The 20,031-nt window shown below is 37.5% G+C and carries 16 protein-coding genes; 3 read left to right on the forward strand and 13 right to left on the reverse strand.

What is annotated here, in order from left to right; genetic code table 11:
* Positions 1–5 precede the first annotated feature (5 nt).
* From IPJ53_16370 to IPJ53_16380, 3 genes are all read right to left on the reverse strand, one after another.
* Positions 6–749 (reverse strand): hypothetical protein, encoded by a 744-nt coding sequence (locus tag IPJ53_16370; protein ID MBK7800676.1) that lies wholly within the window; start codon positions 747–749, stop codon positions 6–8.
* 52 nt (positions 750–801) lie between these two features.
* Positions 802–1,629 (reverse strand): 3'-5' exonuclease, encoded by an 828-nt coding sequence (locus IPJ53_16375; GenBank protein MBK7800677.1) that lies wholly within the window; start codon positions 1,627–1,629, stop codon positions 802–804.
* Positions 1,630–1,783: 154 nt separating this feature from the next.
* Entirely contained in the window at positions 1,784–2,998 is a 1,215-nt protein-coding gene (locus IPJ53_16380; GenBank protein ID MBK7800678.1) for an ABC transporter permease, read from the reverse strand.
* Between the two features lie 74 nt (positions 2,999–3,072).
* On the opposite strand from IPJ53_16380, the gene IPJ53_16385 reads away from it, so the two are divergent.
* Positions 3,073–3,831, forward strand: a complete 759-nt coding sequence (locus IPJ53_16385; GenBank protein ID MBK7800679.1) for a LexA family transcriptional regulator — start codon at positions 3,073–3,075, stop codon at positions 3,829–3,831.
* A 96-nt stretch (positions 3,832–3,927) separates the two neighbouring features.
* Here the strand turns inward: IPJ53_16385 and IPJ53_16390 are convergent, their stop codons facing one another.
* The 4 genes from IPJ53_16390 to IPJ53_16405 all read right to left on the reverse strand — a co-directional run bounded on the left by IPJ53_16390 (position 3,928) and on the right by IPJ53_16405 (position 9,780).
* A complete protein-coding gene (locus IPJ53_16390; GenBank protein ID MBK7800680.1) occupies positions 3,928–5,055 on the reverse strand; it encodes a PDZ domain-containing protein in 1,128 nt (375 codons plus the stop codon).
* 25 nt (positions 5,056–5,080) lie between these two features.
* On the reverse strand, positions 5,081–6,571 hold the full coding sequence (locus IPJ53_16395; GenBank protein ID MBK7800681.1) for a M48 family metalloprotease: 1,491 nt from the start codon (positions 6,569–6,571) through the stop codon (positions 5,081–5,083).
* A 110-nt stretch (positions 6,572–6,681) separates the two neighbouring features.
* Positions 6,682–7,059: a BlaI/MecI/CopY family transcriptional regulator gene (locus tag IPJ53_16400; protein MBK7800682.1), complete on the reverse strand. Its 378-nt coding sequence runs from the start codon at positions 7,057–7,059 to the stop codon at positions 6,682–6,684.
* A gap of 102 nt (positions 7,060–7,161) precedes the next feature.
* Complete coding sequence (locus IPJ53_16405; GenBank protein ID MBK7800683.1) at positions 7,162–9,780, reverse strand: hypothetical protein; 2,619 nt, start codon at positions 9,778–9,780, stop codon at positions 7,162–7,164.
* A 706-nt stretch (positions 9,781–10,486) separates the two neighbouring features.
* Between IPJ53_16405 and IPJ53_16410 the strand changes: the two genes are divergently transcribed.
* Positions 10,487–10,861, forward strand: coding sequence for a VOC family protein (locus tag IPJ53_16410; protein ID MBK7800684.1), 375 nt, complete (start codon positions 10,487–10,489; stop codon positions 10,859–10,861).
* 41 nt (positions 10,862–10,902) lie between these two features.
* On the opposite strand, the gene IPJ53_16415 is transcribed toward IPJ53_16410, so the two are convergent.
* The 4 genes from IPJ53_16415 to IPJ53_16430 are packed head-to-tail and all read right to left on the reverse strand — an operon-like array spanning position 10,903 to position 16,939.
* A complete protein-coding gene (locus tag IPJ53_16415; GenBank protein MBK7800685.1) occupies positions 10,903–11,097 on the reverse strand; it encodes a T9SS type A sorting domain-containing protein in 195 nt (64 codons plus the stop codon).
* 3 nt (positions 11,098–11,100) lie between these two features.
* The gene (locus tag IPJ53_16420; protein ID MBK7800686.1) at positions 11,101–12,504 is read right to left on the reverse strand and encodes a hypothetical protein; all 1,404 of its coding nucleotides are present in this window, start codon (positions 12,502–12,504) and stop codon (positions 11,101–11,103) included.
* Between the two features lie 59 nt (positions 12,505–12,563).
* On the reverse strand, positions 12,564–14,168 hold the full coding sequence (locus IPJ53_16425) for a T9SS type A sorting domain-containing protein (GenBank protein MBK7800687.1): 1,605 nt from the start codon (positions 14,166–14,168) through the stop codon (positions 12,564–12,566).
* A 56-nt stretch (positions 14,169–14,224) separates the two neighbouring features.
* The gene (locus tag IPJ53_16430; protein MBK7800688.1) at positions 14,225–16,939 is read right to left on the reverse strand and encodes a hypothetical protein; all 2,715 of its coding nucleotides are present in this window, start codon (positions 16,937–16,939) and stop codon (positions 14,225–14,227) included.
* On the opposite strand from IPJ53_16430, the gene IPJ53_16435 reads away from it, so the two are divergent.
* Positions 16,938–17,225 (forward strand): hypothetical protein, encoded by a 288-nt coding sequence (locus IPJ53_16435; GenBank protein ID MBK7800689.1) that lies wholly within the window; start codon positions 16,938–16,940, stop codon positions 17,223–17,225. The genes IPJ53_16430 and IPJ53_16435 overlap by 2 nt on opposite strands.
* Positions 17,226–17,403: 178 nt before the next feature.
* Here IPJ53_16435 and IPJ53_16440 read toward each other — a convergent pair whose 3' ends face one another.
* Both IPJ53_16440 and IPJ53_16445 read right to left on the reverse strand, forming a co-directional pair.
* Positions 17,404–17,997, reverse strand: coding sequence for a DUF3109 family protein (locus IPJ53_16440; GenBank protein ID MBK7800690.1), 594 nt, complete (start codon positions 17,995–17,997; stop codon positions 17,404–17,406).
* A gap of 345 nt (positions 17,998–18,342) precedes the next feature.
* Positions 18,343–20,019 carry a hypothetical protein gene (locus IPJ53_16445; protein MBK7800691.1) on the reverse strand — a complete coding sequence of 559 codons (1,677 nt, stop codon included), beginning with the start codon at positions 20,017–20,019 and terminating at the stop codon, positions 18,343–18,345.
* Positions 20,020–20,031: the final 12 nt, after the last annotated feature.

Consider the following 20,031-nt stretch of genomic DNA (forward strand, 5'->3'; position numbering starts at 1 on the left):
GGTTCTTAAATTTTTAAAGCCGATCTAAAATAGGTCATAAAAACAGCCATAAAATCCTTTCCTTCATGAATTACCGGATCATTGTAAATATTTATATAATTGGAAAGGTCACCAAACAAAGCCCGGTGATCAAATTCCATCATCAACTTTGTAGTCTTGCCTTCCTCTATAATAATTTGCTTATTAAAGTTACTCTCTTCGTAGGCATCATTAAATCCACTGTGATAAGCAAACAATTCCTGCCTGGTACCATCACTGATACTTCCTTCTGTTTTCGAAAAAATATAAGAATCCCAACCCGACCAATAATGAATTCCGTCACTCAATGGACTTGAAGTAGGAAAATCACTTGGAGTTTTGTTATTCAATTCAGGTGGAACCCCAATTCCAAAACTGAATCGGTCATATTCGCCAACCTCAATTTTATCAAAAATTACACTGAGGCCATTCTCTGCATTTTGCAAGGTGAAATGATGATCCTGAAGGTTCACGAACCTTACACTGGAACTTAGGGGTACGATTTTTCCGGTAGCTGTCCTCAATTTAATCCTGCTGAGAAAAAACTCAGATTTGGTGAAGTAAATTTTCGAACCATCAAAAAAATCATACTCCTGACCCATCACCAGTGGATTTTGTCCAAACCGGCCCTTTATGACTAATTCCAAGGTGCCTACCGGTTTATCCTCTTTCTCACTGCATGAACTAAAAAAGACTGCAACAGATATCAAAACTAAAAACCACTTACCCATAAATTTTCTTGTACCTATTCAACGCATTAAAAGGCCGATTGGTTGCATTGGATTAAGAGCCCTTTTTTAAATTGTTTTCATACTCCTTCAGTAGTTTGGCAGACATTTTCTTAACCTGTACTGAAAACTCCTTTTCCTGTATCCAATGATAATAATTTCTGTCCTCGTATAGTATTTTGGCCACCGGTTGGCCCACATATTTCCCAAAATTGAAAACCACTTCTCCCTGTTCGTTGTATTTTAATCTCTGGGTGGCATCCAGGGTCTTCAGATCGTTGGTGAAATCATGAAGGATCTGCATATCATTTACTATTGGCCTGGAAATCGTCTGGCCATCTTCTTCGATAAAATCTGTCTCTTTGTATCTATCCAATTGACCTTTCAAAACCTCAATGGTTGCCCTGATATCCTCCATGGCATCATGTGCATTTTGCATTTCTTTACCACAGTAAAATTGGTAGGCCGCTTTTAAAGTTCTGGGCTCCATTCTGTAGAAAATTCGCTGAACGTCAATTAATCTTCGTTCTTCTATTTTAAGGTCAAGGCCGCACCTGGCTAATTCCTCCATGAGAATTGGAACATCAAAACGGTTGGAGTTGTATCCTGCCAAATCTCCATCGCCAATAAAATCAAATATCTTTTTAGCAACCTGGGCGAAAACCGGCTTGTTGGCGAGATCTGCAGGTGTAATCCCGTGAATGCGCATGGCCTCTTCAGAAATTGGAATGCCTGGATTTATCATGAGCATCATCTCTTCAGGAGCTCCGGAATTTTTTGGGTACTTCACCATCCCCAGTTGAATAATTCTGTCACGTATGACATTCAACCCCGTAGTTTCAACATCAAAAAAAATTAAATCTCTGTCTAAATTAAAATTCATAAGCTACAATATTAACGTAATGATAAACCTATTTCAGGAAAGTACATTCCAAGGTCCCCTTATTTAAATTTTCTATGGACAGAATTGTTCAGAGAATAAATCCTCCATTCTTCCAAATATGATCTCCAGAAGGAGGCATAATAATGTTCCAAGCTTAGCGGTGTTCCTCAGCATCAAAGGCTTTTCCCAACATTTGAAAAGTGTATACCAACCAAAATACACAGAGCCCGGGAAATAAAACGACCCACCATGCACTGGGATAATTTCTTGCACTGTGCATCATATTTCCCAAGCTAATTTCCTCAACCGGAAGTCCCAATCCAAGAAATGAAAGTGATGCTTCTGCAAGAATACTACTGCCCATTCCCAAGGCCAGCAATGGAAAAATATCCAGCAGTATCTTAGGCATCAGGTGCACCCAAATGATTCTTGCATCCGAATATCCAAAGGCTTTCATGGATTTTATATAAGTTTCCTGAGATTCACTGATGCTGAGGTATCTCACATATTTGCTCACACTCACTGAGAAAAATATCCCCATGATCATACTCAAAAATACAACTCCCGGCTTTTGAACCCATTGAACACACAACAGCAAAACCAGCATGATGGGAAATGATTTCATAAGACTTATCCAATTCAACAAAATCCTATCCGGAAACAACTTTATGCCATGCCTATTTTTTTCACCTCTCCTGAATAAAAAAATAAAAATGGCCGACAGTAAAAAGAATATCAATACCAACTGAAATGAAAGTATCCGGTATTCAATGAAAACTAAAAAGAGGTAACCCAGTAACAAAAGTAAAATGCATCCAAACAACCAGGTGACAAAAGAAACTTTTAACCCATTGGAATGATAATAACTCAAGCCTAATCCTACGGGCAATCCAATGACGAGTGCAAACAAAACACTCATAAGTGCAATCAGCAGAGATTTTCTCAACCCGTATAAACAATTGGACAAGACATCTTTCCCGAGTTCATAAGTTCCCAACAACCAAACTGATCCATCAGAACCGGTAAATGGTTTCTTCCAGGAATCCTCCTGATTGTTTTGGTAAGGATCATATACAAACAAGGGCCACATGGCAAATTCAAATTGAATTTTTTTCCAATCATTGCCTACCGCCAGCATTTCTGACTTCAAAGGTGATCCATCCGGTGGCGCTACCTGCCACAACATGCTGTAATTTTCTCCTTTAAATCTGCATAGAAAAGGATGAGGTGCCACTATGAATTGTATAAAAAAAAGAATTATACCAAAACAGATTAATGAATAAAAAACAAAAGTCTGCCTTCTTTTAAAATCCCTGATCGGACTTAAAAAGTGATAAAATTGCGTCTTCAACTTTTCTAGCTTACTCATTTCGCTATATCAATAAATCCGACATTGGTGTCGAAATATTCGACAATGATTATCTTTGCAAGATAAACTGAAATATGTACTTTGCTGAAAATATCAAATTCCTTCGCCAAAGAGATCAATTGTCACAACAACAAATATCCGATAAATTGGGTATTTCACGAACCACCTTGGGCGATTATGAGCGTGGTCACACCGAACCGAATTTGGCCACACTTTTAAACATTTGCAATCTATATGGCATTCCGGCAGAGGTATTGTTGAAATATGATCTGAGTCATGACAAAACCGAATTAAATGAAATTCATGGGAGACAAGTACTCAGTCTTACCATGGACCAAAAAGGGAATCCCAACATTGAACTGATCCAGAACAAGGCATACGCGGGGTATCTGGAAGGTTTTGACAATCCGGAATATGTAAAAGAACTTCCCAAGATCAATTTGCCCTCCCTAAAGGGTAAATATTATCGTGCTTTTGAAATCAGCGGAGACAGCATGCCGCCCATGGAATCTGGATCCATAGTCGTATGCTCTTTTGTTGAGCAACTGAAGGAAATAATAGCCGGTAAAACATACATATTAATCTCGCGTCAAAATGGTATTGTTTACAAAAGATTATACCCTGACTTCAACAAAAACACCCTCAGTTTGCTTTCTGACAATCCAATGTACCCTCCGTTTAATCTGGGCTTAGAAGAAATAGATGAATTGTGGCAATACAAAGCCCACATCAGCTTTATGGAACCAAAGCAATCCTACGACAGCTGGATGGAAGAAAAAATCAACAACATCCAATCCAAAGTCCTTGACATTCATCGAAAAATTGTAGGTTGAAACAGGGATTAAAAACAAAACCCAGAGTTTTTGGACTCCGGGTTGTGTTGAATTTTGGTTATTAAATTATCTGAAGGCAAAGGTGAATAAAAAAATCTATTCCACAATAATTTTTTCAGACAAAACCTTTTTACCCTGTGTAATTTTTAGAATTACGGTTCCTTTCACATGATCAATGTTGATCTCTTTATCATAGCTGCCATTGAATTCTTTCAGGTCTTCCTTATAAAGCTCCTTTCCATTGAGATCCAAAACCTGTAACATCATTGGACCTTTGGTTCCCTGGTACTTTATTTTGAGTTGCCCCTGACTTGGGTTCGGGGAGCCGGAGAGATACGTGATCTCCAGTGATTCATCCTGCACCTTATTTTTTGTTTCCAGATTTCTTAACTCTGCATTCAACTCTTCACTTATTTCGCGACCCAAATCTTTAAGTCTAAAGGCCTCTTCTCTCAATTCATCAGCTCCTTCCCTGATGTGTTCCCTAAGAATTTGCTTTTGCTCTTCATTCATTCCCTGCTCATTCCAATGAAAATTTTTCATATTTCCGGCTTTGCATTTTGGTTGGCACATTTCAGGACTGCACTTGCCGAGCACCACTGTTGCTTTATGTTCTTCGCCATTCCTCAAGTAAACTACTTTTACTTTATCATCTACTTTTTTACCGGACATCAGGTCTACTACACTTTCAAAACCGGAAACTTTTTTGCCATCAATTTTCATGATCATATCTCCTTCTTTAAGGCCGGCTTTTTCTGCACCACTTCCTTCATAAACCTGATCAATGGTAGCTCCGTTATCACCCCCCGCATCTCTGAGTTGCACACCCAAAACAGCTTTATTGGGTGCATCACATTTTGCCATGTTGGATCCACCGTCTTCATTCCAATGGAACATCATCGGACCATCCTCATCACTGCCCTCTTCTACTATAACTTCCACATTGTTTCCGTTGATTTCTTTGGTCTTGCCGTCTTTGTGTATGAAAACTTTTACTTTACGACCCTCTTCATTTCCCTTTAACTCACCGAGGACCGAATCCACTATTACTTCGATCTGTGCTTCCTCAGAAGAAGGAGATCCTGAACGAATTACTTTCTTTACGATTACTCTTTTCTCTTTTTTTACTTCAGATTCTTTGGTAACGCCCGTATCTGAACCCTGGGCCAAAAGCCATCCTGTACAGAACAGCATTGCTAAAATTGATGAACTTATTTTTTTCATAACCACGTAATTTATTTAAAAATAATTAATTAATTTCTATCCCTGCCTCTTTGGTATTATAATCAGAAACATTGATTTTAAGATCCCCCTGATTCTGCAAAATAATGATTTTATAGCTTTGCTCCTTTTGGCCGGATGATTTAATTGCCTGGGACATGGCCCTTATCACTTTATCTTTTGTTTCAGCAGCCCCTTGTCTCAGCGTCCTCGCCAATTCTCTTATTTCAGACATTCTGACTTCATGTTCATGTGTTGATTCGTCTGTATCCATCACTTCCAATTCCTCAGTTTCTACAATTGTTTCGTCGAGATGATCAGCCGCAGACTTTTCTGTCAGCAACTCAGTCTCTTCATTGATATTTTGTGCAGGATGAATTCCGTTCGGATTTGGTTTTTTAATTTTTGTTTGGCTTAATTTTAAAGCAGAAGGTGTTACCCTTCTTGTCGGAATGACTTTATGGCTGGTCTTCTTTTCCGGTGTGGCCACTTCATCGTTCTCTGGAAGACAAGCCCAATCCAACCTGCCGGAAATGCTGACGGGCAGCTGTATTTCCCTATCGGCTACCAAGTATCCCAACAACAAAGTAAACCCAAAGGTGAAAAACATGTTCATCCATGTTTTGTAATTTTTCTCTCTGGAATAATTAATGTTCAGAATATGTTTCACTCTTCTGCACAGCTGATTTTTTTCAGAACTAAAACCAATTTGGTCTGATTCAGGAATGAATGTTGGATTCTCTCCCAACTTAAGAATCAGGGATGCATATTCCAAAGTCTTTGGGATCATTCTGAGGGTGAGCCAATCCGCACAAATTTCTCTTTGAAATCTTATACGTTTGATGATAAAATGAGCAGCAGGATTAAAGAAAAATATCAATTCACAAAAATTGCAAATCACATTGTACAGGTGATCTTTTGCAAGAATATGAGCCAGCTCATGTGCAATCACACATTCTGCTTCTTCATAACTCAGGTTATTCACCCAGGAAGTTGGCAGTACCAGCATAGGCTTAAAAAAGCCGGTAACAAAAGCGGAAGTGATTTTTTCAGAGTGGATAAAAACAATGGATTGCCGGATTTGCAAATTCTGCTTGATTTGTAAAAAAATACGATTCCATTCATCCGGGAATTTTGCATTTGATTGCCATCGAATGCGCTCTAAAAAATAATAAGAGAACACATAGCGCACAAATAAAATGAAGCCTCCTACAGCCCAGGAACGATTTACCCAAAGCACCCAATTGTCCGAAAATCCGGACCACCAGGATTGAGACAATTTAAATATGTCCACGCCGATAAAAAAGTGATAAATAAAAGTACCCAAAGTGATCAAGAGGAATGCAATCAGGCTGAATCTGTAAATTGCATTGATCAATTGAGGTTTGCGGGCATTTAGAAACTTCTCTGCCAACAAAACCAGAAAAACAAGTACAGTCCCCTGCCAAAGAGAATGAACCAACATCCATGCGAAGGAACTTTGCACATCTGACCAGAACTGTACTTGACCACTACCCATCATTTAGATTTTAAGAATGAAAAATATCCTTTACAATTTAAAATTCATAGCCCCTTAATATTTGTATGTCAGTGAATTTAATCAAGACGAATATTCAACTCAATGACGATTTATTTTGCTTGTTGCGTTTTCTCAAGCTCCCTGATCAAATGCTTGAGTTCTTTAAGTTCCTTGTCGGTAGCTTTATAATGCCCCAATGTCTGGATAACCAGTTCCATGGCTGCACCTTCAAACACTTCATCCACCAATTCCTTCACAGCACTTTTCTTAACGTGATGTTCTTTTACCAATGCACTGTAGATGTGTGTTTTTCCATCCATTTCACGGCTGCAATAATTTTTTTCTGCCATGATCTGCATGATCTTTAAGGTCGTGGTATAACCTGATTCTCTCTTTTCGTTGATCAGTTCATTTACTTGCTTTACCGTTGAAGGACCATGCTTCCATAATATCTGGAGAATGTCCAATTCCGCTTCTGTGGGTCTTATTCCTGTCTTTGCCATACGCTTGTACGAATAGTTTCGTATAGCAAATATAATAAAGAAGATTTATTCCTACGAAGTAATTCGTATTTTAAGACTAATTTAACACTAAATCTTCATAAAGCCCCGTCTAAGGCCGGTAGAAGGGCTCAGGATCTGATACCATCCAGAAGGTAGATTGCGCAGATCTAACCTCATCACATCCACTGAAGGTGAAGTAATCTCCGGATGAAATTCTCTGCCATGCACATCCTGTAATCGGCAATCCTTTGGCAAGGTCGTCCACTTTGAAAATTGGATCAGCACATAATCTTTTGCCGGTGAAGGATAAATAACGGCATGCGATTCACCCGCCTCGTATTGACCGACATTTAATTTTATGATAAATCTTCGTACGGTCACACATCCGTTGTCATCGATCACTTTTAAAGTATATTCTCCGGGCTCCAAAAAATCAGGATCAAAATTGCCTACAATTTCCTGAATATATGGAGGTGTTCCACCCTGAATATCGACTTTGAGTATCTTGCCCTTATTGAACCCCGTATTTACCCCTTTGACATGAATGCTGTCGATGATCAATTCGGCGAATTGTGGCAGATTAAACGTCATGGTATCGGCGGTAGCCTTTTTAGATTTTATAATCACGGTAACTTTTCCGGACACGCCTTCCGCGGAAGATTTTGTACTGCCATTACTCCATGCAAAAGTAAATGGAGCCGCTCCTCTGATGCTGTCCAGATAAATATTGGTCACTTCACCAAAACATTTAATATCAGGAGTGATCCTGGTTTTTACAATTTCCGGAACACTGCATACATAGCTGATCAGGCGTTTTACGGTATCTACATTACACGCTGAATTGGCAATGAGTGTAAGATTAAGTGGATTGGTTTTGCAATCCAATACAAGATTCAAACTGTCTCTGTTAAATGTCTTTCCATCTGCAATCCAGGTATTTCCCAAAGCATTCAGGCTGGTAGCTTTTGCGCTGAAAAATTCATAATCACTTACATATTGAAAATCTGCTTTTGCCACATGGTTGTCTTTTATGGTGACACTTCCTTTGACGCCGGGTGACAACATATAAAATGATCCACTTGCATTGGTTTCTAGCTTGCTTGCACAGACGAGATATTCATAGGTAGAGTCCTTTGTCAGACATTTTTCATTGTAAGTCAAAGCATTCAGATTTCTGGCTACAATTTTATATTGTGTCTCTGATTTAAATTTACGCAGGATGGTATAGCCTGCCGTAGCATCCGGGGATGCCTGCCAGCTCAAGTCTATGTTCTCTTTGTTTTCTTTCACCAACAATCCGGAAGGAGCTTGCATTGGATACATGTTCAGACTTGGGTCGCCCATCAACCCCATGTGCGTTCCTCTGAGTGCGGTAGGACTTACATTGTAAAGGGCGCCATTGTTGTTGGTGCTGAGTCGGTGACTGTATCCTATGTGTTCGCCCATGGCCATGTGATGAAATTGCCAACCCGGTCTTCCAGCCCATACACAGGTCAGCATGGTACCACTTGCCAAAGGAGATCTCAAAAAATTATTCGGGCTGTCCCAATCTCCAAAATATGAACCAAACAAAACTGTAAAAATGCCTTGGAGCGAATCCGTACCCATTAGAGTAGTATTGCTGATACCTCCTGCCGAGGTATAGCTTCCACCTCCGGCGCCATAGGACCACAAATAAGAGTCAGCCAACAATAAATCTCTGTAGCTGCCGGAAATAACGCTGTCCGGGCCAAAAAATGCGGAAGCATTGCGGTATCCGGTAGATCCAAAAAATTCACCCATGAAATTAAAATTGTCTTGCACCACTGCTTTCCTCTTGGCCTTAATTTTACCGGTTCTGAAAAGGTAATTTTTATTGAGGTAATTACGAAGAAGGGTGATTTCTGACTTTTTAATATCAGGCATGTTGTAGAAATCTACACGGCCTACTTCCAGTTCAACGTCATTGGGTATCTGGCTCTGATCAAATTTTCCATCACCGGGAATATTTTTAGTCTCTGCCCTGGATCCTGTAACGTTGTTGACGCTTACATCTGTCCAGCCCCCGTCCATGTCTGCATAATAGGTGTCTGACGGCCAGGCCCCGGCATGATCTGTATGTCCATCCCAGGCGAAGTTTCCGGAGTATGGTACCGCAACATGGCCTATAATGAAAACAGTGCTCAACGAGGGGTAACTGGTTCTTTGGGTCTTTATCAGATTCTTCACCTCCAACACCGTCATGGTCGTTGGGATATTGGATTGTAACACATGCCAGGATTCATTTTCCAATGCAGATTTCAAACGACTGATTTCAGCAGTAAGGCTGTCTTTCACCCGGTTGTCCACCAGCAGTAAAATAGTTTTCTTTGGTTCAACAGCAGGAACTTTAATTCCACCGTATAGGTAGCCATTGGCACCTATATCTGAAGCTGACCGGCTTACACGGTATTCATAGGCTTGGCCAATCTGAATGGAAGTATCTGTAAAAAACAGTGCATCCCCGGGTAAATTTCCGATGGCAACACCCCAGGCCTTGGCTTCTTTTGTCTTTCTGAAAATCATGTACCTTGTTGCCAAAGGTTCCTGGTTCCACCTGATGGTAATGGAACGCTTTGATTCGTCCAGCGTAGTGGACAACAGGACGGAAGCTTTCAAGGACCAATTCTGAGCAGACGCCAGGTTCAAACAAAACAAGCTTAACAAGGTAAATGCAATGAATTTCATTTTTCTTATTTTTTTACAAATATAGATTGAAATAAGCCTAAAATGAAATCATGTTGTCAGACCATGGGTCCATGGGTTGATGATGGAGGATATAAATTGGGTCAAGCCAAAAATTTGGGGAGAAACCAGTTTTGTGGACCCCGTCATTCACTAAAGTTGTCCTAAATTCCATTCCATTATGATTGTTCTTTTTTTTCATAATACAAAAAAGAACCAAAAAAAAATCAAGGCTGTTTTCATTTCTTAACGCTAAAACTAACTTAAAAAGCTAAACCAAATAAACTCGCATTAAGCAGCAGCAATAGCTCCAGGCCTTACTGTAATCTATTTGTTAGCTTATCTGCATGGGGGCTCAAACAGTATTTTGTTTTGAACGCTTTTTAAATCAGTTTTAGCTAAAATGAAAAAGGCCGGGCTGAATTTCTCATTCGATAACTATATAATGAAGTATTGGAATCTTTTTAACCCATTCTATAAATTTGAATTTGTCCTCCGGGGATGTTTGCGGATTGTACAATGAAATTTGGTTAAGGGCATTTAATGAATTTCTGAATGTTATCCAAGATACCAGCGTACTTCTGTCTAAATCATCAGCCTCATCGAGACGGATAAAGGATTCAATCCTGCCGTTCTAATTTTGTTTTGCGAAATTGGTTTTCTTCAGTTTCTTTGTTGATTGTTAGGTAGGAATTAATAAAATATAATTATGAAGTTTCATTCGCTGCGTCCCATGATCTGGACGGACAAATTAGAAGAATCCATTAAGTTTTATACAGAGTTGCTTGGCTTCTCCTGTGATGAGTACAATCCAGACTGGAAATGGGCCTCCCTACACAAGGATGAGGCCTATCTGATGCTGGCAAGCCCCAATGAGCATACTCCTTTTGAGGGTTGCTATTTTTCCGGCAGTTTCTATTTTCAGGTGGACGATGTAGATACCTTATGGGCGCAATTAAAGGATGAGGTTCACATTTATTATCCGATAGATGATTTTGAATTTGGCATGCGCGAATTCGGAATCCTGGACATCAATGGCTACATCCTGCAATTCGGAAAAGAAATTGATGTACAGAAAATATGACCCAATTAATTATTGCTAGTTGCCTCTAAGTTCTAAACTCTTTACCTAATAACAACTATTTTCTCTATCTGATGATACGCTTTTCCTTGAATCTTTAGTAAGTACTCTCCATTTAATAGATCACTAGGAAATTGCAATAAATATTGTGTCCCCAGTTGTGGATTAAAATGAGAGGTACGTAGTACTTTACCAGAAAGGTCAATTAATTCTAGAGTGACTTTTGATTGATCCCCAATTCTTTAGAGTAAATACAAATGGTTTGATACTGATGGATTAGGGTATATGGCAAAAGCTTTTTCTTTGCCAGATTGAATGTCTGTATTACTTACGACTTTATCACAACCCGGAACAAGACAGCCTTCTGAGTCAAGGTGTAGAAGCCAGCCTCTCCACACTAAATCTCTACGGTCAGAAACCCTCCCGCATACAACTAAAGAATTATAAGGTGTGGTTACTATGCTTTCCATTACCATGGATGTTGCCCGAAGGCTATCCCAGCCTAAAGGTTGATATAACCTTGTCCATAAGCTATCACCTAGAATAGAACATTTAAAAAGACATCCATAACCAGGCTCTGCAACAGGAGGCGTTAGAAGAGATCCACATGTAACCATTCCAGAACCATCATGAAGTAAACTCATATTATTAATCCATTGAAAATTATTACCAACCATGATTAATGGTTGCTGGAATCTAGTTCTCCAATACACAGTATCCAATTCAGAAGATACATGAAAGACATAAGGTATTGACTTATCATTCAAAACATCAATATTGTCATTTGTAATAATGAAATAACCGCCACTCCCATCATCTTTAATTGTGTAAGTAAATCCTCCATTTGTATAAATATTACCGGGAGTTATAAGTTTATTCTCTCTTATTAGATTACCTAATGTATCCACCTTAAGATAGATAAGCCATCCTTTATGTGTAAATTGATTATTTTTAACTTCAAATTCATCTCCAATGAGATGATAGAATCCTTCTTTGAATGTGATGTATCTAATCGTTATTGTTCTTTGAATATTTTTGATCCTTATTCTTGACAATTGTTCCAAACTGTCATTGTAGGTATATATATAATTCTCCATAGTATATTGTCTGGAATATTGATGTCTAAATACATAGATCAATTCTTTGGAATCAGAATCCATTTCAGAATGTGTACTAAATATAATATCACCACTGACTGGTTGCTCTACTTTAACTTTATTTATAATCTTTCCCGACCTCATATTGATGGCGACAATATAGTTTTTAACATACTGAAGTGTTGTATCATCCCAGTTGATCATGTTGTAATAATAAATAGAATCATTTCTTTTGAAGAGTGGGTAATTTTGCCGAACATAGGGTTTTGTGAAATCATCTTCCGTTATTAGCTTAGAATGAATAAGATTACCCTGGTAATCAAATTTTGTGAGATTTGGCTTGACTTTCTTATAACCTCCTGTCGTATCCTGACTGACGACTTGATCACCTACTATATAAATATATTGGGAATCACATTCTATCGAACCAAAAACACATTGCCCTTTGACTGCTCCAACATCCGGAGTTAAGTTAAAGAATGTGCGTTCTTGAGATATTATCTCTTGTGTTGCGAAACTCAATATTAATAATATATGTAATATTTTCATCCAAAGAAAGTTTAAAATGTTGGGGAGTAATGATAATACCAAAGTTCATTCTAAACTCTCTATCTAATAACAACAATTTTCTCTATCTGATGATACGCTTTTCCTTGAATCTTTAGTAAGTACTCACCATTTAATAGATCACTTGGAAATTGCAATAAATATTGTGTCCCCAGTTGTGGATTAAAATGAGAGGTATGTAGTACTTTACCAGAAAGGTCAATTAATTCTAGAGTGACTTTTGATTGATCCCCAATTCTTGAGAGTAAATACAAATGGTTTGATATTGATGGATTAGGGTATATGGCAAAAGCTTTTTCTTTGCCAGATTGAATGTCTGTATTACTTACGACTTTATCACAACCCGGAACAAGACAGCCTTCTGAGTCAAGATGTAGCAGCCATCCCTTAATCACTTCTTCACTCCCATCAGATACTCTTCCACATACTATAAGAGTATTATAAGGTGTGGTTCTAATGCTTTCCATGCTCATCCACCAGGCTCTGGTACTGTCCCAACCCAAGGGTTGAAGATCTCGAGTCCAAAGACTATCGCCATTTAAGTTACTTTTAAAAATAATACCATAGTCTGGTTCGTTTACTTCTTGCGTGAAAACAGATCCACAGATGACCATACCAGATCCATCATTAAGCATGGTAATTCTATTGATAAATGAAGCATTCCCTTTTTCTAGGTACAGTGAGTGTTGGAATCTTGTCCTCCAATAGACGGTATCGAGTTCCGAAGAGACATGAAAAATGTAAGGTATTAACTTGTCATTTACAAAATCAATATTATCATTGGTGCCGATATAATAGCCGCTGTCTTTTTCGTCTTTAATTATTGTATAAGTAAATCCTCCATTTGTATAAATATTACCGGGAGTCATTAGTCTATTCTCTCTTATTACATTACCTAATGTATCCACCTTAAGATAGATGAGCCATCCTTTGTGCGTCAATTCATTATTTTTAACTTCAAATTCATCTCCAATGAGATGATAGAATCCACCTTTGAATGAGATGTATCTTATCGTTATTCGTCTTTGAATATTCTTTACTTTTATTCTCGATAATTGTTCCAGACTGTCATTGTAAGTATATATATATTGGTCTGTAGTATATTGTCTGTGATATATATGTCTGAATACATAAATTAACTCATTTGAACCAGAATCCATTTCAGAATGAGTACTAAAAATAATATCACCACTGACTGGTTGTTCCACTTTAACTTTCTTCACAATCTTTCCTGACCTCATATTGATGGCGACTATATAGTTTTTTAGATACTGAAGTGTTGTATCATCCCAATTGTACATGTTATAATAATAAATAGAATCATTTCTTTTGAAGAGTGGATAATTTTCATACTTATAAGGCCTTGAAAAATCATTTTCCCCTACTACTACAGAATGAATTAGATTTCCTTGGTAATCGAATTTTGTAAAATATGGTTTAACTTTTTTATTGCGACCGTTTGAATCCTGACTAACGACTTCATCTCCGACTATATAAATATATTGTGAATCACATTCTATGGAACCAAATACACATTGCCCTTTGACTGCTCCAATGTCTGGTATCAAGTTAAAGAATGATCGATCTTGAGCTGAGCCCGTACAAGATGCGATGGTCAAACTTAAAATTATAAATATTACTTTCATTCTTTGATCGATTAAAATGTTGGGGAATAACGATACTCCCCAACATATTGTTTTGCTTATTTAATGATGAGTTTTCTCGTTTCAAATATTTGAGATGAATTACCTGAAGAGATTTGCAGGATGAAAAGTCCACTGCCAAGTACATCTTTAAGACAAACGGGGACATTTTTTAATACGTTTGATGAAAATTTTAATTTTCCTGTTAGATCTGTAACTGCAAGCATGATGCTTGGATCTGTTCCTCTCCAAATTAGCTCTACACAGTCTGAAGTAGGGTTCGGAACCAATATTAAAGTTGATGTTATACCTAAATCTGAATTTGTATATTTCCTTGAATAAGAATTTAACTCAGCAGGTGGATCAATACGGATATCATATTGGATGTTAAGCCAAGCTCGAATTAGTGCAGTGTATGATCCAAATGAGGATGATGCTATGCCGATTAATATATTTAAGTCCTCTTCTTCAAGCTGACTCAAATTTTTAGATTGGGATTGAAAAGTGGTCAAAGTATTGAGACCACTAAGTAAGTTTCCTCTATCCAGATGATCATCGCCACTTAGACTTAAACCATTAATATAGTTATACAAACCGGAATAATCAGTTGAGTTCCAATACCCAATCATGGTAATCTGTTGACTAACTACAACATCTCCCCGACTTACCCAAAGATCATAGCTCACTGGGGATTCTAGTGGATCAATATTCTGGAGTGCATTTAATACTGTCTGTCCAATGGATACTTTGACATCTGCAATTTGTTCCTGCAAATATTGAAGAGCTTGTCCAGTTGCATTCCCGGCTTGAGTCTCAAGAGAATTTAATTGTTGAGTGAGATTCGACCATAACTGATTATTGTTGTCATTATTGTATTCACTCTCTGAGCCTCCACCACCGCCAGTAAATTGTGTTGGAAATAAATTATACTGACAATTTAAGTTAGGTGCATCTGCATTTCGTCCTGTGAATTGAAAACCGTAAGTAAATACTGTCAGAAGATCACCTAACCATTGATAATTGCTAATAGGTTTAGTGCCAATATTAATCATTCCTGGCATCGATCCATCATGTTTATTACCGGATGAAACTTCTTTAGCACCCCAGCTGGCTTTAATATCATTTACATCCACAAATCCATAAGCTGCTATTTGTGTATTTTTCCAAACATTACAAGTTGCATCGGTTAAGCTCTGATTATTGTTGAGAGCCATTTTTGACCCATCAAACTGATTTTCGCTAAAAAAATAACTCAGTGTTGGATTATTTAGTGATACATCTTTCTTAAAAGTATTGGCGTACCACCGACCATAGGACTTTCCGATTTGATTTATTTCACCTTCAAAGTAATTCTTTGTTGCTGTAACGCCCGAACTCGTATTTCTGACAGAAATATAATCACCAAGTATGTGATTATTGCTCAAAATAAGGCCAATCCCAATTCCACCATTTAACTCTTTGTCAATTCCAACACCAAAGTCTTTAATTGTTGAATACTTAACGATCAACTTTCCATTATAACTCTTAATTCCTGTAATTTCTGACCCACCTAAGTTTGTAATTTGGGAAGAAGATTGAATAGTAAGATTACTTCCATTCATTCTTATTAAAACGGGTAAGGAAGCTGGTGAAGAATTAATCTGACTTGATGTAATTAATACATTTCCGGAACTGATTAAACCTCCTGGCCCTTTCGAATAAATGGCAATTCCATTATTTTCCATCTTACTATTACTAATTGTAATACCATTATGTGATCCTGGAGCTTGAATACCATTAATCGAAAACTCAATCACAGAATTCTCAGTGACTGAAAGAATTCCGCCTGTGGGACTCGGGGGGCCACCGGGAGTTTGACCAGATCCATATCCAGCTGATTCGATATAAATACCATCCCACATTCCTGTGAGCGTTGGGCATTCAGTATTTCGAGGTTGCATTGACTTTGTAATCTTAGAATTTATCAAGGTTAATGAGCCATTCTTTGAAATTTTTATTTTCTGTCCCGGGCACATAATTTTTGTTATATTGCTCCAGACTGTCGGTATATTAATTTCAATATCTGTACTACAAGTTGGGTCTGCTCCTAGAAGACAATCTGTTAAATAATTTTGAAGATTATTTTCAATTTCACAATGCATAGCAGAGAATTGACAAGGCGTAAAATGATCCCAACAACTGTGTGCTTCATCAATTCCCATTAAATTGCTTATTGGAGGATTCCATGGAATAGTTGTGTTACCACAAGCATCGGGGTAATTGTTAATTTCACTTAAAGTAGAACAGTTTGAAAACCATTTATCTTTGTCTTGGATTTTGTCGTCATCCAAATCCATTGTATAAGGATCTGCATATGTGTCTGAAATAAAATCACCCAATGTTGTTGATATACCACCTTTACACTCCCAAGTAAATGGATTTGTATAATCCTGATTTGCCCTTGTATGAAATAAAGACAATACATGACCCAATTCATGTGCGAAGGTTTTAGGGTCTAGACTCGCAAATAAAAATTCGTTTTTGGGATCCATTTGACCCCATGCAAAACCACTTCCGTTGTTAACCTGATATACATATGCATTAATATAGCCCCTTTTGTAACCAAAAATGGTATTTTCGATTACCTCCCCATTGGAATCTTTCATCAAATCGATGCCTAAGGTGTTCTGTGTTTTATTCGGCATCTCTACCCTATGAATACATTCCTCATCGAATGTAAATTCTATATTACCTGGTAAAAAATAGCTATTAATTGCACCTATAAAACCAGCCATGAACATATCATTTGGTGCAGTTGATGGAGTGCCAGCAATCGCATTATTAATAAAATGCACTTTTAGTTTCAGGCATTTTTTACTCCCAATATTGCAGTTTGATAAAATGCATGGTGGATTTCCATTAGATCCCATTAAACACTGTGCATTTAGACAAACAGAAGTGAAGCTCATAAATACAATGATAACTAATGTCGAAGGGATAGAGCTTAAACTTAAAGCAGAAAACTTTAGGATTTTTTTAAAAATAAATGTCGTGTACATAAATTTTGTTTTTAATTGTTAATAATATAATTAAAAACAATCCCAATACAATCCAAAAGCCTTACTTTTGCGGCCTTATTTTCCGATAAGAGGGCCTGCGTCCCCATTCTGATGGGTGGTGTGGGCTTTTTTATTGTCTTTTGACTGTTTACATCCTTAACTCAACGTTTTGTTAATTGATTAAGTTCTTGAAATTGGAATTAACTAATTAACTCCTTCTTCCCAAGTTCTTCCGCAGCTGCTTCCAGTTCTTCGTAGAAGGCTTCTCCAAATTTACGAATGAGTGCTTCTTTAAGGAATTTGTATAAAGGAATTTTGTTGTTGAGTCCGTTGGAGCAGGCTGGCCGGCAAATGTGCCAGCGGTCGTAATTCAGTGCGGTGAAACCCTGATCAGGATTGTGTTTGACCCGGATGGGATAGAGGTGGCAGGAGATGGGTTTTCGAAAATTGACGGCGCCTTCCTTCCAGGCTTTTTCGATTCCGCAGATGGCTATTCCGTGTTCATCATAGTTCATAAATACGCAAGGTCCCTCCGGCATCAATTGCGTTCCAAAAGTTTGCACATCTTCATAAAAGACGTATCCACCGTCTTTTAGTATTTTCTCATAGGAAGCTTCCGGAAGATAAGGTTTAAGCGCGGGAATGATGTCTTCCAGAGATTTGCATTCTTCTTCCTCCAGCGGGGCACCGTAATCACCATCCACGCAACAGGCCCCTTTACAAATACTGAGTTCGCATGCAAAGAAAGCTTGTACGACTTCATCACTGATCAATTTGTCCTGGATTGCAATCATGGTGTAAAGATAGCCTTTAGGAGATGAATGGACCGCTGTTGCAATGGTAAATCTTAAGTATCATAAAATGGACATCGGACAAAGTCCCGAAGGACATTAAGAGAGCCTCAATTCACTTTAACTATTTTTTGAGTATATCGGACACCAGCTGCGTTTAATTCCAAAAAGTAAATTCCTTCCTGCCAGCCCTTTAGATTCTCCGTTATAAATTTAAATGATAAAAAAATTATTATTTGCATTTTATATTAATACAATCTAATCAATCTTCTTCTAATCATAAAGGCAGGCAGTGAGTAAGTAGAAAAACGTAATTATGAGAAAGGTATTCTTCATGGTGAATTAAGTTTAAAAGCCAAAATACTTCCACCGTTTCAGCGCGGGAACGATGTAGTCATCCACCCAGCGTTGTGCTTCCACCGCTGACCACGATGGCCTTCTTGTGGATTTCAAATGCTCCGGAATCACTACTCCATAAAACACATCCAGTAGTGGATCCGCCAGAATATGTGCTTCCTTGGGTGATTCAGGAGTATATACGGCATCTCCCCGAGCGATCAGGTCCAATATCAACTCCTCATTCAGCATATAAATGATCCGCTGTTTAATGAGTGCTCGTTCCATTAAGTTTTCATTTTTTAACCAACCCACCCATCTTGGATACACCAAACGCCATAGTCTTAGAATTTGATCAGCTGCCTCATCTTGCATGGCCGGATAGCTGCTGTGCAGTACCGCATCATAATATTTATCCACCCAGGCATAAAGGATGCCGGTATCCTGCGGACTCGGGGTGTAAGACCCGAAGGTATTGCGATCGCCGAGTATTTGAAATATTTTGCGAAGTCTAATTATCAATTGATTTGGAAATTCGTAACCAAATACTCCAATTGAATCATTAATACTATGAAAGTTCAATTGATACAACTCTCCAATTAGCTCAGCATTTGTCAAGGTGTCTGCTCTAAATCCACTATCAGCTGAATCAGGTCTATATTGATAGATACTTGCATCCCACAGAGTGGTATCATTTGACAATTCATAAATCCTTCGATCCTCTGGAGGCAATTGGGCTACATCGACAAACTCCACAACGTCTCGATCAGATTCAACCATTGAAATATCGTTAAACCTATCAAAAATTAATTTAATTATATTAGAATCAACTTTTGTAAAATCAATTTTACCTAGAAGACTATCTTGCTTTTCATAATACCTCTGCATTTTTAATGTCCAAGATGATGGACCGATGTTTTGTTGTTCATCCAATTTTATTGAAGCTATATTACAGTCAATTCTAATGCTAAATTTAATCAAAAAACTGTCTAAGTTCCAATTTGAATTTCTTAAAGTAAAATACTCATACAATTCATTACCCAAAATAGAATCTCTCATTTTGGATGTTTCTGATCTGTTTAAATTATACAAATATTTTACGTAGAGTGATGAATCATTTTTAATTATGTTTTTGAACTTAATGAATGAAAAGAAAATATTAAAATTATCTTTTAACTTTAAGATGGAAGACATATTTTCCAATAGTTTTATTCTTGATATAGTATCAAGCTGTTCGTAAAGAAAATACACATTAGTTGTATCATAATTTTGAAGAAATTTATAGACAAACACATGGTTGTTATCCCTAAGAAATTGGGTAATTAGAGAAATACTATCAATGCCAATATATTTTAAGGACTCTTTGTAAAACCAATAACTTCTTTCAAATGTTGAGGATCCATTTGATCCACTTGAAACAAAAACCACAGATGAATCTTTATAAGTTTTTATAAACTCTTCATTTTGATTTATATATTCTATTAAAATACTGTCATAATTGAATAACATTGAATCAATTAACACAGCTGCTTTACACCAATAATTATCTAAATCTCTTTTATTATTACTTTCAAGATAACTACCCTTAGATTTTATCAATTCAACAATGCCAATAATTGAGTCTCGATTCGTTGCTTGACTTGCACTTTGAAATACATAAATCATGCTGAAAAAAATAGATAGTAGCATTTTTAGTTGCAT

Origin of the sequence: Candidatus Vicinibacter affinis, assembly GCA_016714365.1 — a bacterium.
GTDB lineage: Bacteria > Bacteroidota > Bacteroidia > Chitinophagales > Saprospiraceae > Vicinibacter > Vicinibacter affinis.

Excerpts from the sequence above, each read along its gene's own strand:
- IPJ53_16440 (MBK7800690.1), bottom strand. The coding sequence starts at position 17,997 with ATGATTGCAATCCAGGACAAATTGATCAGTGATGAAGTCGTACAAGCT.
- IPJ53_16410 (MBK7800684.1), top strand. The coding sequence starts at position 10,487 with ATGAAGTTTCATTCGCTGCGTCCCATGATCTGGACGGACAAATTAGAA.
- IPJ53_16425 (MBK7800687.1), bottom strand. The coding sequence starts at position 14,168 with ATGAAAGTAATATTTATAATTTTAAGTTTGACCATCGCATCTTGTACG.
- IPJ53_16390 (MBK7800680.1), bottom strand. The coding sequence starts at position 5,055 with ATGAAAAAAATAAGTTCATCAATTTTAGCAATGCTGTTCTGTACAGGA.
- IPJ53_16405 (MBK7800683.1), bottom strand. The coding sequence starts at position 9,780 with ATGAAATTCATTGCATTTACCTTGTTAAGCTTGTTTTGTTTGAACCTG.
- IPJ53_16430 (MBK7800688.1), bottom strand. The coding sequence starts at position 16,939 with ATGGCTGGTTTTATAGGTGCAATTAATAGCTATTTTTTACCAGGTAAT.
- IPJ53_16420 (MBK7800686.1), bottom strand. The coding sequence starts at position 12,504 with ATGAAAATATTACATATATTATTAATATTGAGTTTCGCAACACAAGAG.
- IPJ53_16395 (MBK7800681.1), bottom strand. The coding sequence starts at position 6,571 with ATGGGTAGTGGTCAAGTACAGTTCTGGTCAGATGTGCAAAGTTCCTTC.
- IPJ53_16445 (MBK7800691.1), bottom strand. The coding sequence starts at position 20,019 with ATGCTACTATCTATTTTTTTCAGCATGATTTATGTATTTCAAAGTGCA.
- IPJ53_16435 (MBK7800689.1), top strand. The coding sequence starts at position 16,938 with ATGAACATATCATTTGGTGCAGTTGATGGAGTGCCAGCAATCGCATTA.
- IPJ53_16375 (MBK7800677.1), bottom strand. The coding sequence starts at position 1,629 with ATGAATTTTAATTTAGACAGAGATTTAATTTTTTTTGATGTTGAAACT.
- IPJ53_16385 (MBK7800679.1), top strand. The coding sequence starts at position 3,073 with ATGTACTTTGCTGAAAATATCAAATTCCTTCGCCAAAGAGATCAATTG.
- IPJ53_16370 (MBK7800676.1), bottom strand. The coding sequence starts at position 749 with ATGGGTAAGTGGTTTTTAGTTTTGATATCTGTTGCAGTCTTTTTTAGT.
- IPJ53_16380 (MBK7800678.1), bottom strand. The coding sequence starts at position 2,998 with ATGAGTAAGCTAGAAAAGTTGAAGACGCAATTTTATCACTTTTTAAGT.